Consider the following 13,750-nt stretch of genomic DNA (forward strand, 5'->3'; position numbering starts at 1 on the left):
TCCGTCAACTTTTGCCCACATTGCCTCGCTAAAAAAGCAATGTATGGAGACGTCTTGCGGCGTCCAGGGTTTGAGTTAGGAACACGCTATGACGGACAGCAGTGCAAATCCCCGTAATTACGGCGAGCGTCCGTTGCACGAAGACGACCCGCTGATGGAACTGTCGCGGATCATGGACTTCGGCACGCCTGCTGATGACAACGTCGCTTGGAATGAGCGCCGCCCCACTCAGTTTGGGAATACTCATTTCGAGGACAGAACCGATCCCGGCTTTGATCCCTCTCTGGATCTGGAACGCGAGCTGCTCGGCGATTTCAGCGATTATTCCCAGCCTGTGGACCAGTCGCAGTTCGCAGCCGCATCGGCGCAGGATGATTCCCATCAGTCTGGTGCACCTCTGATACATGAGGAAGAACTTGCTTCCGCTCTGGAAGACGAGCTCGATCTTCAGATGGATGAGGATGAGCTGGCTCCCGAAGTGGAAACGCCTTCCTTCGAGACGCTTGAGTTTGAGGAAGCCGATCGCACCGAGCCCGTGCCGCAATTCGACTATAACGACTATTCGGCTGCTCGCGATTCGAACGCGGACGACTTCACCGCATCGTCTTCCGTGTATGGTCGCAGGGAAACTATCGAGCCCCTTCATATCGATCATACCGATTACGATCCGACGATCTATCAGCCAGCCATTGAACCGCATGAAGAGGCTTACCAGTCGGCACGTCACCATGACTGGAATGTTCAGGCTGTCGAGCCCGAACAGCCGTCCTATGCTGCAGTTTCCGCGCCGGTTTCGCTTGAAGACGAACTGGAAAATCTCCTGTTTGGCGACGAGCCGCAGCCCGCATCCCCCGAGCTTGCATCGCATGACGAGACTTATTTCTCGCATGTGGCGCCCGCCGAATCGCCGGATGCCCATCACGATGTCGCACCGGTGCAGAATTCTGGATATCAGGATGCGCCCGAGCTGGACGACTTTCATTTCGATGATCTGCAGCTCGATGAGCCGGCCCATGACAGCGCAGCGGAAGCCGTCGCGCCGTCGGAGCAGGGATACGGCTACACGCCGCAGGCAACTCCTTCCGCATACCCGTATTATACGCGGAGCAATTTCGCTCCGGGAGTTGCAGGGCAGGATGCGGTAGCAAGGGCGCCGCAGGCCGACTACGCGCCCGCAGTGGAATCGGCATCATCTGTCGACAACGACGACGATTTCTCCTTCGACGACGATTTTTCTTTCGATGCCGAGGAAGGCGCGGCTCCAATTGCTGCCGAGGGAACGGACGACGATCTGTCGGAACTGGATGAAATCAGCCTCTCGGAAGATGATTTCGGCTTCGAGCCATCGGGCGACGTTTCCAGGCTGCCGGACGAGAACGCTTTCACCGAAGAGGATTTCTTCACGGAAGATGATCTTGATCTGAGCGCGGAACCCGAAGCAGAAGCAACGGCTTATGCGCATGCTGTGCGTTCGGATGATGATTACCGGGCTTCTCCGGCTCCGTTCTCGCCGTTCGGAATGGCTCACGGGACTGCAGTCAGCGCACCAGCGCCGGAAGTTGAAACGCTGAGCGTGGCCGAAGAAAAGGTCGAGCAGACCCATTCCCTCGATCTGCCGGAAATCAATTACGGCGAAGAAGAAAACAATGCCGGACTGACGGATCTCGAAGCGGAATTCGCAGAGGTCTTCAATACGGTTGGCGTCGATGAAGCGGCGAAATCCGATGCACAGAGCGAAGCTGACAGGGCTTTCGAGGACATATTCCGCGAAAGCGCCTCCAGCTATCTGCCGGACTCCGGCGCAGGCCTCGGTGCCGCTGTGGGGGCTGCCGCGTTGGGCGTTGGCGCTGCCACGGCTGCGGGGGCATATGGCCGCTCGCAGGCGACGACGCAGGCTCCGGCGCAGCCCTCCGGCCAATTGGGCAATGAGGACGATTTCTACAATCATTGGGCCGCTCAGGGCGCACAGCCGCTCGAAGCTGGCGACTATGGCGAACGCGCCGCGATGCAGGCGGAAGATGACCTTGGCAGCGCTGCCGAAGCCTATCGCAATCGCCCGGTTCGCGGTCGTCGGGGCCTTATCCTGGCAAGCGTGGCCGGTGTGGCCGTGCTGCTTGGCGGGATCGGCTACCATTTCCTCGGCGGCAGCGGTTCCGGTGAACCGGTCGTGATTCGCGCCGACAATCAGCCGATCAAGATGCAGCCGGAGAATCCGGGCGGTGCGACGGTTCCGAACCAGGACAAGGCGGTTTATGACCGCGTTGCCGGGACGCTGCCGAACAATCCGGAACAAAAGTCGCTGATCACGTCCGGCGAAGAGCCCGTCGATATTTCGGGCACGGATGACAGCGAGAACATGGTGGACAACACCCCTGACGAGCAGCCGGTGGCGAATAATGCTCCGGCCGTGAATCAGGACAGCAACCGCAATGCGCCGCTGGTTCAGCCGCGCGAAGTAGAAACCATGATCGTGCGGCCGGATGGTTCCATCGTTCAGCCTTCTTCGGCACCGGAAGAAACCGCTTCGCAAATGCCTCCGGCAAACAGCGCGCAGCCCGCAGCGCCTGCTGGTGGTGACGAAATCGCCGCGCTTGCAGCAGGCAACGCGCCTGTAACACCCGCCGCCCAGTCCCAGACACAGGCACCGGCTCCGCAGCCACAGCCTGCGGCGGAAGCTCCCCGTCTGCCCGTCCGTGCTCCGGTGGTACCGTCGCGTCCTGCTGAACAGCCGGTCAATATCGTCGGCAACGTGCCGCAGCGCACGCAGGCCCCGGCTGCTGCCAACCCGGCTCCTGCACCGGCTGCGCCGCAGGTTGCATCCGCGGCAGGTGCAGGCGGTTATTTCATCCAGATCGCTTCGCAGCCATCGGCTGAACTGGCCCAGAAGTCCTATGCGAACATGGCCCAGAAGTTTGGCAGCGTGATCGGCGGTCGCAGCGTGGACATCAAGCGGGCCGACATTCCGGGCAAGGGCACTTACTATCGTGTCCGCGTGCAGGGCGGCTCGAAGGAAGACGCATCCGCGCTGTGCGCACGCCTCAAATCCGCTGGCGGCAGCTGCTTCGTCACGCAGTGATCGATCAGGTACTGAGTATCGAAAGGGCGGCTCAGGTCGCCCTTTTTTATGGTCCACTACCAAGCCCCGATTTTTTCGGTTAAACTGGGGCAGGGTTGTTCGAGTACAGCATTTCCAGACAATTTTGGGGAAGAGCGCATGAAAGACTGCAAGGCATGGATTGCCGGTGTGTCGGAAACGAAACTGACGGAAGACGAGATCGCGTTCTTCCGTGATGAAAGGCCCTGGGGCTTCATTCTTTTTGCGCGCAATGTCGAAAGTCTGGAACAGGTTTCCGAGCTGACGGCGCATATGCGTGACTTGACGGGACGCGACCAGACCCCTGTTTTCATCGATCAGGAAGGTGGCCGCGTGCAGCGCCTTCGCCCGCCGCTTGTGCCGAACTACCCCTCAGCCTCGGAAGTGGGCGCGATTTACGCGCGCGACCGCGAGGCGGGCCTGCGTGCTGCATGGCTTCATGCCCGCCTGCATGCATTCGACTTGCTCAGGGTCGGCGTCAATGTGGACTGCCTGCCGGTGCTGGACGTGCCTGTGGAAGGCGCGCATGACGTCATCGGCGCACGCGCCTATTCCAAGAATCCGCATGCGGTAGCCGAGATGGGCCGGGCCGCTGCGGAAGGCTTGCTGGCTGGCGGCATGCTGCCGGTGGTCAAACATATGCCCGGACATGGCCGTGCATTTGCCGACACGCACAAGGAACTCGCCCGCGTCACCGTTCCTCTCAACGAACTGGTCGCGCATGATTTCGTGCCGTTCAAGGCGCTCAACGATCTGCCGATGGCAATGACGGCCCACGTCGTTTTCGATTGCATCGACCCGCAACGCCCATCGACACTGTCGCCAACCGTCATCAATACCATCATTCGCGATGTGATCCAGTTCGATGGACTTGTCATGAGCGACGACATCTCCATGAAGGCGCTCTCGGGCAGCCTCGGCGACATTGCGGATGGCATCATCGGGGCGGGCTGCGATGTAGTTCTCTATTGCGCAGGGGTGATGGAGGAACTGAAGGAAGTTGCAGCGCGTGTGCCGGTTCTTGAAGGCAAGGCAAAGCGCCGCGCCGACCTGGCTGAAGTCTACGCGGGCGACCCCGATCTTTCCGACGAGGAAGAATTGCGTGCGGAATTCAGCGCCATGTTCGAACTGATAGCGTAATCGTTAAAACTTGGTAAGCTGACTTCATCGGCGGATTGATCTGCCGGTGAATCTTATCGGCAGGGAAACGGGCTTGGCAGCATCGGGAGCAGACACAGACGGCAAAGACGGCACGCTCGTGCCGATGGATGCGCTGTGGCAGGGCGAAACCGAACGCAGCGAAAGCGAACCGTCGCTTCTCATCGATGTGCAGGGATTTGAAGGACCGCTCGATCTGCTGCTCCATCTCGCACGGAGCCAGCGTGTCGATCTCGCCCGTATTTCCGTTCTGGCGCTTGCCGAGCAGTATCTGGTGTTCGTGGAGCAGGCGCGTGCCTTGCGCCTTGAACTTGCTGCCGATTATCTCGTCATGGCCGCATGGCTCGCCTATCTCAAGTCGAAGCTGCTGATCCCGAAGCAACAGGGGGATGACGGAGCGACCGGTGAAGAACTGGCCGCTTCGCTGCATTATCGTTTGAAGCGGCTTGAAGCCATGCGCGACGCGGCGGCCAAGCTCGTCAACCGCAACCGGCTGGGGCGGGACGTCTTTGCGCGCGGCATGCCGGAAATGGTCATGGTCGACAGGACCAGCCAGTTTTCCGCGACCTTATATGATCTTCTTACCGCCTATGCTTCCCAACGGCAGCGGCAGGCGGTTTCACAGGTGCAGATCGCCAAGCGGGCTGTCTGGTCGCTGAAAGAAGCGCGCGTGGCACTTGTGCGCCTGATGGGATCGGTGGGGGACTGGATATCGCTGGATCGCTTCCTGATCGATTATGCCCTTTCACCGCGCGAAAGGGCTTCGGCACTTGCCAGTTCCTTCGCCGCCAGTCTCGAACTTGTGCGCGAAGGGAAGCTGGAAGTAAGGCAGAACGCTCCTTTCGAGCCGATCTATATAAGGGCGACGGGCGACCTGAGCGAATTGGATGAGGATGAGGATGTCTGAGGCGGAACGTCGAAATCTGGCTGAAATCGATAGCGACGACGATCAGATCGAAACGGATGTTTCTGTCTCGACGCAGGGGCTGGCCGAGCTTGCGCGCATTGTCGAGGCGATTGTCTTTGCGTCTTCGGAACCCGTTTCCGAACGCGCACTATCGGAACGTCTGCCCGCCAATGTGGACATTGCCCCGGTTTTGAAGCATCTGCAGAAGATATATGAAACGCGCGGCGTGCATCTGGTTCAGGTCGGCGGCGCATGGGCGTTTCGCACCGCCCCCGATCTCGCCTTTCTCATGAGCCGCGAAGCCGTGCAGCAGCGCAAGCTTTCGCGCGCTGCGATGGAAGTGCTGGCCATCATTGCCTATCATCAGCCCGTCACGCGGGCCGAGCTGGAGGACATTCGCGGTGTCGAAACCTCGAAGGGTACGCTTGACGTTCTGATGGAGACCGGCTGGATCAAGTTGCGCGGACGCCGCCGCACGCCCGGTCGCCCGGTCACCTATGGAACGACGGATGCGTTTCTCGACCATTTTGGCCTTCCGGAAATCCGCGATCTGCCCGGATTGGAAGAATTGCGCGGGGCAGGGCTCCTCTCTGCGCGCATGCCGTCGAGTTTCGCCGTCCCCGTGCCGAACATCGACCCGGATGAACTGACGGAAGACGAAGAGCCGCTTGAAGATATCGATCTGGAAAGCCTTGGCTTGCTCGCCCCACGCGGTGAATAGTCCCAGTCTGGCCTTTGCAGCCAATTTTATTTGTCGCAAAGCCGTTCACCGTCACACTTCTGTTTGAAAGATTTGTTGAAAGCGCTTAAATCGTAACTGGCATTGAAGGAACATGCCGCGCTCGCGGCAATGAGAGGAATAAAATGGGTAGCTTTTCCATCTGGCACTGGCTGATCGTCCTGGCGGTTGTGCTTCTTCTGTTCGGCCGCGGCAAGATTCCCGAGCTGATGGGCGATGTTGCCAAGGGCATCAAGAACTTCAAGCAGGGCATGTCCGACGAAGACGCCAAGGATGAAGCCAGGGATTCAGGTCGTACGATCGACGCCAAGGCTGATGAAACCGTCAACGACGTCAAGAAAACCACCAAGTCCTGATCTGACGGATAAAGCATGCTGCGTGCGGGAAAGCGCGCGCAGCATATTTTGCCATTTAAAAGTGCGGTTTTCCGCCGAAAGACGGGACGCGCGCGCGAATTGCGCGGGGTATCAAGAATATGTTCGACATCGGTTGGTCTGAACTTCTGATTATTGCGATCGTGATGATCGTGGTGGTCGGTCCCAAGGATTTGCCGAAGATGCTGAGGGCATTTGGCAAGGCAACCGCGCGCATGCGCGCTACCGCCAACGAGTTCAAGCAGCAGTTCGACGAAGCCTTGAAAGAGGCCGAGCTTGAGGACGTCAAGAACATCATCGACGAGACCCGCAAGCTGGACCCGCGCTCGAAGATCACGCAGGTGTTCGATCCGATTCGCAGCGCCGGAGAAGATTTGCGCGCTGGCCTTCAGTCCACGACTTCCATGTCTCCGGCTACACCTGAAAAAGTAGCTGAAGTGACGACGCCGGTTGATGTCGGTGGCGCACCGGTTCCGCCTGCTGTGGAGCCAGCCGCTGAAAAAGCCGTAGCGCCGAAGAAAACCACTCGCAAGGCTGCACCGAAGGCAGAGAACAAAGCGACCGAAACAGCCAAAGCGAAAGCGGCTCCGAAGGCGGTTTCCGCCGCAAAGCCTGCTGCCAAAAAGTCCGCAGCGGCGAAACCGGAAACTGCAAAGGCTGCTGCCGCACCTGCCAAGAAGACCACGAAGAAGACAGGAACCAAAGCGTGAAACGCGACGAGGACGAAATCGAACAGAGCGCAGCGCCTCTGCTTGAGCACCTGATCGAACTGCGCCGCCGCCTGATCTGGGCAATTCTGGCATTTTTCGTGGCATTTGTTTTCTGTTTCGCTTTCGCCAAACAGCTCTTCAACCTGCTTGTCGTGCCCTATCAGTGGGCGCTCGACTGGGCGGGCATGGACCGCTCGAAGGCAGAACTGATCTATACTGCGCCACAGGAATTCTTCTTCACACAGGTGAAGGTCGCAATGTTCGGCGGCATCGTGCTGGCGTTTCCGATCATTGCCGCGCAGATTTACAAGTTTGTTGCGCCGGGCCTCTACAAGCATGAACGCATGGCGTTCCTGCCATTCCTGATTGCTTCGCCGATCCTGTTTTTGATGGGCGGCGCACTCGTCTATTTCTTCTTCACGCCGATGGTGATGTGGTTCTTCCTCGCCATGCAGCAGACCGGCGGCAGCGGCGAAGTGCAGATTTCACTCCTGCCGAAAGTATCGGAATATCTGAGCCTCATCATGACGCTCATCTTTGCGTTTGGCCTGGTCTTCCAGCTGCCGGTCGTGACCAGTCTCATGGCGCGCGTCGGGTTGGTGACTTCGGCGGGTCTCAAAGACAAGCGCAAGTACGCAATCGTCATCGCTTTCATCGTCGCGGCTGTGCTGACGCCGCCTGATCCGGCGAGCCAGATCGGCCTTGCCTTGCCGACGATCCTTCTCTACGAGATTTCAATCATCGTGGCTCGCATGATCGAGAAGAAGCGGGATGAGGCACAGGAAGCTTCCGACGCCGAGAACAACGCTTCATCATCCTGATTTGTCACGTTGATTCTGTGAGGTCGCAGGTTGTGCGGCCTCGCTCCTGTTCAATTTCACGAAACGGCTTTTCCCATGCTCGACATCAAATGGATACGCGAAAACCCTGAAACCCTCGACAAAGCGCTCGCCAAGCGTGGGGCTCAGTCGCTGTCGTCCGAACTGATGGCGCTGGACGAGAAACGCCGCGAATATGTCGGCAAGGTTCAGGCCGCGCAGGAGCGTCGCAACGCCGCCTCGAAGGAAATCGGCAAGGCCATGGCTGCGAAGGATGCAGCAACGGCTGACAAGCTGAAGGCGGAAGTTGCCGAGTTGAAGGATTTTCTTGCTCAGGCCGAAGACGAGGAACGTCGCCTGACCAGGGAGTTGAACGACGCGCTGTCGTCCATCCCCAATGTTCCGCTCGAAGACGTGCCGCTCGGCAAGGATGAAAGCGACAATGTCGAAATCCGCCGCATCGGCAACCAGCGCAATTTCGCCTTTCAGCCGAAGGAACATTTCGAGTTGGGCGAGGCGCTCGGCTACATGGATTTCGAGCGCGCTGCGAAGCTCGCAGGTTCGCGCTTCACGGTGCTGAAAGGGCCGCTTGCGCGTCTGGAACGGGCGCTCGGTCAGTTCATGCTCGATCTCCACACGACAGAGCACGGCTACACCGAAACGATGCCGCCGCTGATGGTGCGCGACGAAGCTGTCTATGGAACCGGTCAGCTGCCGAAATTCTCGGAAGACCTTTTCCGCACCACGGATGGCCGCTGGCTCATTCCGACCGCCGAAGTTCCGCTGACCAATCTGGTCGCCGACGAAATCGTCGACGCGAAGTCGCTTCCCCAGCGTTATACGGCGCTGACGCCATGCTTCCGCTCGGAAGCGGGCTCCGCGGGCCGCGACACGCGCGGCATGCTGCGCCAGCATCAGTTCCTGAAAGTGGAAATGGTGTCGATCACCGATGCCGACAGCTCAATCGAAGAACACGAGCGCATGACTGCCTGTGCCGAGGAAGTGCTGAAGCGCCTCGGTCTGCCGTTCCGTACAGTCGTGCTCTGCACCGGCGACATGGGCTTCGGCGCGCAGAAGACCTATGACATCGAAGTGTGGCTGCCTGGCCAGAACACCTATCGCGAAATCTCCAGCTGCTCGGTCTGCGGCGATTTCCAGGGCCGTCGCATGAATGCCCGCTATCGTCCGGAAGGCGAAAAGTCGACCCGTTTCGTGCATACGCTGAACGGTTCGGGTGTCGCCGTCGGCCGTGCGCTTATCGCCGTGATGGAAAATTATCAGGAAGAAGACGGCAGCATTCATATTCCTGAAGCATTGCAGCCATACATGGGCGGCCTCACGCGGATCGAGAAAGCTGCGTGAATCAGAATCATTGATAAATGAAGGAGTGACGACGTGCGAATTCTGCTGACGAACGATGATGGTATCCACGCTGAAGGCCTCGCAGTTCTGGAGCGGATCGCACGCAAGCTCTCCGACGATGTTTGGGTCGTCGCTCCCGAAACCGATCAGAGCGGCCTCGCGCATTCGCTGACCCTGTCGGAGCCGCTCCGTCTCCGGCAGATCGATGATCGCCATTTCGCATTGCGCGGCACGCCGACCGATTGCGTCATCATGGGTGTGCGCCACGTGCTGCCGGGTGCGCCCGATCTCGTCCTCTCCGGCGTCAATTCCGGTGCGAACATGGCCGACGACGTAACCTATTCGGGTACGGTTGCCGGTGCGATGGAAGGAACCTTGCTGGGTGTACGCGCCATCGCACTGTCGCAGGAATATGAATATGAAGGCGATCGCCGTATCGTTCCGTGGGAAACGGCAGAAGCTCACGCGCCCGACCTTATCAAAAAGCTGATGGAGGCTGGCTGGCCGGAAGGGGTTCTCCTGAACCTGAATTTCCCCAATTGCGGGCCGGAGGAAGTGCAGGGCGTGCGCGTCACGGCGCAGGGCAAGCTCAGCCACGATGCGCGCCTCGATGAGCGCCGCGACGGACGCGGCTTCCCTTATTTCTGGCTGCATTTCGGCCGCGGCAAGGCACCGGTTGCCGACGACAGCGACATAGCGGCCATTCGTTCCGATTGCATTTCGGTCACCCCGTTGCACCTTGATCTGACCGCGCATAAGGTTCGGGCAGAATTGAGTGCAGCACTTGGGGTTGAAGCATGAGGCAGGCAGCGTCTGAGCGCCCACGGCTTTCGGACAGGGAAGGATTTGCATCCTTCGTCATGCGGATGCGCGGATACGGTATTGACGATCCGCGTCTCTTTGCAGCCATTGAGGCCACGCCCCGCCAGAGTTTTCTGGCCTCCGCATGGTCTCATCTCGCCTACAGCCCCCGCACTGCGCCGCTCGACTGCGGCGAGTACATGGAGGGCATCGATGAGCAGGCCCGCGCCATTGCTGCGCTGAAATTGGAGCCCGGTCATCGGGTTCTGGAAATCGGAACAGGCTCCGGTTTCACGGCGGCTGTCATGTCTTCGCTTTCCGGTCGTGTCACGACCGTCGAGCGCTACCGCAAGCTTTGCGACCACGCCTTGCAGCAATTCGTGTCGCTGAAGCGTGAAAACATCATGGTCAAGCATGCCGATGGTCGTCATGGAATGCCGGGCGGTCCGTTTGATCGTATCCTGATCTGGCTCGCTTTCGACGAGGTGCCGCGTCACTTCGTTGATCTGCTGGCGACGCATGGGGTGTTGATTGCCCCCATCGGTCCGGGCGATGGCCCGCAGGTCATGACGCGCATAGCCAAGGTTGGAAGCCGATTCGAGCAGGAGGACCTGATGGCGGTTCGCTACCAGCCTTTTATCGAAGGCGTCTCGTCGGTTCTGTGACCGACGCGCATTGATTCGTCAAAAAGAAGGCTCTTTGGCTCTGTCCGGCCTCGTCGGGGAGGGCCTCCGGCCGCTTTGTGCGCTTATGGTATTTAATTGGTGAATCTTTTTTCGAAGATTTGTCGTTCTTAACCAGAGAGTAACATTAACGCGTTTTAATCACCTTACTGAGTTTCGAGTATGGGCGAGTTGAACATGCGTTTACAAATTTTGCAGCACACGTCTGAACGTCTCCTGCGGAATGTCGCGATCGTTCTGATTGCCGGTTTTGGTGCCGGGTGCAGTGCCGATACGATGCGCTTCACTGATGGTATCAGTACGGGCTCTACGTCCAGTCAGCGTGTCGCGCAGCAGCCGGCTGGCGATCTTTATGCATCTGCGGCTCCTGTAGCTCCCGCTTCCAGCGGTTCGGTCCAGCGCAATTCGCTGCCGCCGGTGACATCGGCGCCGATGGCTGCGCCTGTCGCGGCAGCGCGCCAGTCCGTTCAGGCTCCGGTTGCAGCGGCATCCAATCACATCCAGAGCCAAGTCGGGCAGGCACAGGACATGGCCGCAAACCGTGTAAACAACACGGTCAACGCAGCCGAAACCAAGGTTGCCAGCGCAGCCACTGCTACGCGCAATACCGTGAACGGCGCGCAGGAAAAGGTTCTGGGCCAGCTTCCAGCTGCCCCGGCTGCGCCACGGCCGACGGATAACAATATCGCGGTCGTGCCGCAGGCGCCTGCCGTCAACGGCAAGAAGCCTTCGGCAACCGACATGGCCTCGGCGGGGGCAAATGCTACCACGCCGCCAGCACCGAACGGCACCTATACTGTCAAGAGCGGCGATTCACTCTTCTCCATCGCGCAGAAGCACAATGTGCCTGTCGAGCAGTTGAAGAAGGCCAACGGACTGTCGAACGGCGCCATCCGCGTCGGTCAGGCTCTCGTAATTCCATCTGCCGCAGCAGGAAACGCGACACAGGTTGCAGCTGTTTCGCAGCCGCCGGAAAACCCGGCCAAGGCTGCTGCTGCGCCCGCCGCCAATGCCGATGTCAAGCCTTACACGCCGCCGCAGGCGAGCAACAAGGTGATCGAGGATGCCGAAAAGGATCAGGCGGCAGCGCCTTCCTCAACCGGCATTTCCCAGATGCGCTGGCCGGTCCGTGGCCGTATTCTCGCGAGCTTTGGCCAGCGTGACGGCACCTCGGTGAGCGACGGCATCGATATCATGGTTCCGGAAGGAACTTCGGTGAAGGCTGCCGAAAACGGCGTCGTCATCTATGCCGGTGACGGCCTCAAGGAGTTCGGCCAGACGGTTCTGATCCGCCACGACAACGGCCTTGTCACCGTCTACGGTCACAACAGCCAGATACTGGTTCAGCGCGGGCAGAAAGTCCGTCGCGGCGAAGAAGTTGCAAAGTCAGGCATGAGCGGCAACGCGAAATCTCCGAAGCTGCACTTCGAGGTGCGCAAGAACTCCGCTCCGGTCAATCCGAGCAAATATCTGGAATCCTGATCGAGAAGACGGTTCCGGGAGCGCGGTGACAGTTCGACTTGAGAACCTCCAGCTCTATAAACCACCGAGATAAAAAAGAAGGCGGGCCCCAAGGCCCGCCTTTCTTGTCATGGTGGTATCGTGGTTTCACATCGCTATGCCGAGGCGACCCGCCAGATCTTGTATATATTGCCATGCAACACGGCCTGAGCGGTTTCCGCGTGTGGTGGACCATTCCAGCGCTTCGGCGTGCATCTTTTCGGAATCGTAAGCCAGCTTGAAATAGGCCGCATAGCCATCGACCATGGCGAGATAATCGTCCTGGCTGCATTTATGGAAACCGAGCCAGAGACCGAAGCGGTCTGACAGCGAAACCTTTTCCTCAATGGCCTCCGAAGGGTTGATCGCCGTCGAGCGCTCATTGTCGATCATGTCGCGCGGCATCAGGTGACGCCGGTTCGAGGTCGCATAGAAGATCACATTGGCTGGACGACCTTCCACGCCGCCTTCGAGCGCCGCCTTGAGCGACTTGTACGACGTGTCGTCGTGATCGAAGGAGAGGTCGTCGCAGAACAGGATGAAGCGATAGTCTGTATCCTTGATGAGATTCATCAAGGTAGGAAGGCTATCAATATCCTCGCGGTGGATTTCGATCAGCTTGAGCGGTACCCGCTCCGGCATTTCGGCGTTGACGCTTGCCTGCGCAGCCTTGACGAGCGAGGATTTGCCCATGCCGCGCGCGCCCCAGAGCAGCACATTGTTGGCCGGGAAACCTTTTGCAAAGCGCCGGGTATTGTCCACCAGCTGGTCACGCACCAAATCTACGCCACGGATCAGCGCGATATCCACTCGATTGACACGCTTGACCGGATCAAGGGTCAGTCGTTCCGGTGCCCAGACAAAGCAGTCTGCGGCATCGAGATCGGGTGTTTTGGCTTCCGGCGGCGCAATGCGTTCCAGAGTGGCGATCAAACGGTCCAGTTTCTGGCTGAGTATGTCTTCGGTCGTCATTTCTTGTCCCTGATGATAGGAATATGGACTTAACATGCCACAGCGGAGGCGAAAAGTGTGCGACCTTGGCACAGGCGGGGTTATCGCCGGTTGCATTTGGCGCGCTAACCATTGTAATGCCGATAATAATTTGTCTTCGAGACTTCAGAGGAGTTCCTAATGTTCGTAACACCGGCTTTCGCTCAGGCATCCGGCGGCGCTGCTGGGCCAGACATGCTCATGAGCATTCTGCCGTTCATCCTGATCTTCGTGATCATGTACTTCCTCATCATCCGCCCGCAGCGGACCCAGATGAAGAAGCGTCAGGAAATGCTGTCTCAGGTTCGTCGCGGCGATACCGTTGTCACCGGCGGCGGCATTGTCGGCAAGGTTCAGAAGGTCGTTGATGACAACGAACTCGAAGTCGAAATTGCTGAAGGCGTTCGCATCCGCGTCATGCGCAGCACCCTGATGGATGTTCGCGTGAAGGGCGAACCTGTCGCCGACAACAAGAACAAGTAATTCTTTTACGACAAGCAGGCCCCGGTAAGATTTCCATAACCGGGGCCTGTGCATTATTCGGCAAGCGCCAGAACGTGCGCGCCACGACGCCGGAGAGCGGTTCGCAACAGGTGAACTCCGGCCTGCTCTAT

At 59.0% G+C, this 13,750-nt stretch carries 13 protein-coding genes; 12 read left to right on the forward strand and 1 reads right to left on the reverse strand.

What is annotated here, in order from left to right; all coding sequences use genetic code 11:
- Positions 1–88 precede the first annotated feature (88 nt).
- The 11 genes from ACOWVS_RS04945 to dipM all read left to right on the forward strand — a co-directional run bounded on the left by ACOWVS_RS04945 (position 89) and on the right by dipM (position 12,128).
- Positions 89–3,076, forward strand: coding sequence for an SPOR domain-containing protein (locus tag ACOWVS_RS04945; protein ID WP_021585051.1), 2,988 nt, complete (start codon positions 89–91; stop codon positions 3,074–3,076).
- Between the two features lie 138 nt (positions 3,077–3,214).
- Positions 3,215–4,234 carry a beta-N-acetylhexosaminidase gene (gene nagZ, locus ACOWVS_RS04950; RefSeq protein WP_075041672.1) on the forward strand — a complete coding sequence of 340 codons (1,020 nt, stop codon included), beginning with the start codon at positions 3,215–3,217 and terminating at the stop codon, positions 4,232–4,234.
- A gap of 73 nt (positions 4,235–4,307) precedes the next feature.
- Positions 4,308–5,159, forward strand: a complete 852-nt coding sequence (locus tag ACOWVS_RS04955; RefSeq protein WP_021585053.1) for a segregation and condensation protein A — start codon at positions 4,308–4,310, stop codon at positions 5,157–5,159.
- On the forward strand, positions 5,152–5,880 hold the full coding sequence (gene scpB / locus ACOWVS_RS04960; RefSeq protein ID WP_021585054.1) for an SMC-Scp complex subunit ScpB: 729 nt from the start codon (positions 5,152–5,154) through the stop codon (positions 5,878–5,880). Before ACOWVS_RS04955 ends, scpB begins: the two co-directional genes overlap by 8 nt.
- 143 nt (positions 5,881–6,023) lie before the next feature.
- Positions 6,024–6,254, forward strand: coding sequence for a twin-arginine translocase TatA/TatE family subunit (locus ACOWVS_RS04965; RefSeq protein WP_006466664.1), 231 nt, complete (start codon positions 6,024–6,026; stop codon positions 6,252–6,254).
- A 119-nt stretch (positions 6,255–6,373) separates the two neighbouring features.
- On the forward strand, positions 6,374–6,982 hold the full coding sequence (gene tatB / locus ACOWVS_RS04970) for a Sec-independent protein translocase protein TatB (RefSeq protein WP_021585055.1): 609 nt from the start codon (positions 6,374–6,376) through the stop codon (positions 6,980–6,982).
- Positions 6,979–7,803 (forward strand): twin-arginine translocase subunit TatC, encoded by an 825-nt coding sequence (gene tatC, locus ACOWVS_RS04975; protein WP_006466666.1) that lies wholly within the window; start codon positions 6,979–6,981, stop codon positions 7,801–7,803. Before tatB ends, tatC begins: the two co-directional genes overlap by 4 nt.
- Before the next feature lie 75 nt (positions 7,804–7,878).
- The gene (serS, locus tag ACOWVS_RS04980) at positions 7,879–9,162 is read left to right on the forward strand and encodes a serine--tRNA ligase (protein ID WP_021585056.1); all 1,284 of its coding nucleotides are present in this window, start codon (positions 7,879–7,881) and stop codon (positions 9,160–9,162) included.
- Between the two features lie 33 nt (positions 9,163–9,195).
- Positions 9,196–9,963, forward strand: a complete 768-nt coding sequence (surE, locus tag ACOWVS_RS04985) for a 5'/3'-nucleotidase SurE (RefSeq protein ID WP_006466668.1) — start codon at positions 9,196–9,198, stop codon at positions 9,961–9,963.
- On the forward strand, positions 9,960–10,628 hold the full coding sequence (locus ACOWVS_RS04990) for a protein-L-isoaspartate(D-aspartate) O-methyltransferase (protein ID WP_006466669.1): 669 nt from the start codon (positions 9,960–9,962) through the stop codon (positions 10,626–10,628). The genes surE and ACOWVS_RS04990 overlap by 4 nt, the downstream gene beginning before the upstream one ends.
- Positions 10,629–10,808: 180 nt before the next feature.
- Positions 10,809–12,128 (forward strand): cell division endopeptidase DipM, encoded by a 1,320-nt coding sequence (gene dipM / locus ACOWVS_RS04995; RefSeq protein ID WP_021585058.1) that lies wholly within the window; start codon positions 10,809–10,811, stop codon positions 12,126–12,128.
- Between the two features lie 126 nt (positions 12,129–12,254).
- Here the strand turns inward: dipM and ACOWVS_RS05000 are convergent, their stop codons facing one another.
- Positions 12,255–13,118 (reverse strand): ATP-binding protein, encoded by an 864-nt coding sequence (locus ACOWVS_RS05000; protein ID WP_021585059.1) that lies wholly within the window; start codon positions 13,116–13,118, stop codon positions 12,255–12,257.
- 159 nt (positions 13,119–13,277) lie between these two features.
- Between ACOWVS_RS05000 and yajC the strand changes: the two genes are divergently transcribed.
- On the forward strand, positions 13,278–13,619 hold the full coding sequence (gene yajC, locus ACOWVS_RS05005; RefSeq protein WP_006466672.1) for a preprotein translocase subunit YajC: 342 nt from the start codon (positions 13,278–13,280) through the stop codon (positions 13,617–13,619).
- The last annotated feature ends 131 nt before the right edge of the window (positions 13,620–13,750 follow it).

Origin of the sequence: Brucella sp. IR068 (genome assembly GCF_049065885.1) — a bacterium.
Lineage (GTDB): Bacteria > Pseudomonadota > Alphaproteobacteria > Rhizobiales > Rhizobiaceae > Brucella > Brucella intermedia.

What these genes read in the sequence shown, in the direction of transcription:
- tatB (WP_021585055.1), top strand. Translation starts at nt 6,374, where the DNA reads ATGTTCGACATCGGTTGGTCTGAACTTCTGATTATTGCGATCGTGATG.
- dipM (WP_021585058.1), top strand. Translation starts at nt 10,809, where the DNA reads ATGGGCGAGTTGAACATGCGTTTACAAATTTTGCAGCACACGTCTGAA.
- yajC (WP_006466672.1), top strand. Translation starts at nt 13,278, where the DNA reads ATGTTCGTAACACCGGCTTTCGCTCAGGCATCCGGCGGCGCTGCTGGG.
- ACOWVS_RS04990 (WP_006466669.1), top strand. Translation starts at nt 9,960, where the DNA reads ATGAGGCAGGCAGCGTCTGAGCGCCCACGGCTTTCGGACAGGGAAGGA.
- nagZ (WP_075041672.1), top strand. Translation starts at nt 3,215, where the DNA reads ATGAAAGACTGCAAGGCATGGATTGCCGGTGTGTCGGAAACGAAACTG.
- ACOWVS_RS04965 (WP_006466664.1), top strand. Translation starts at nt 6,024, where the DNA reads ATGGGTAGCTTTTCCATCTGGCACTGGCTGATCGTCCTGGCGGTTGTG.
- ACOWVS_RS05000 (WP_021585059.1), bottom strand. Translation starts at nt 13,118, where the DNA reads ATGACGACCGAAGACATACTCAGCCAGAAACTGGACCGTTTGATCGCC.
- serS (WP_021585056.1), top strand. Translation starts at nt 7,879, where the DNA reads ATGCTCGACATCAAATGGATACGCGAAAACCCTGAAACCCTCGACAAA.
- scpB (WP_021585054.1), top strand. Translation starts at nt 5,152, where the DNA reads ATGTCTGAGGCGGAACGTCGAAATCTGGCTGAAATCGATAGCGACGAC.
- ACOWVS_RS04945 (WP_021585051.1), top strand. Translation starts at nt 89, where the DNA reads ATGACGGACAGCAGTGCAAATCCCCGTAATTACGGCGAGCGTCCGTTG.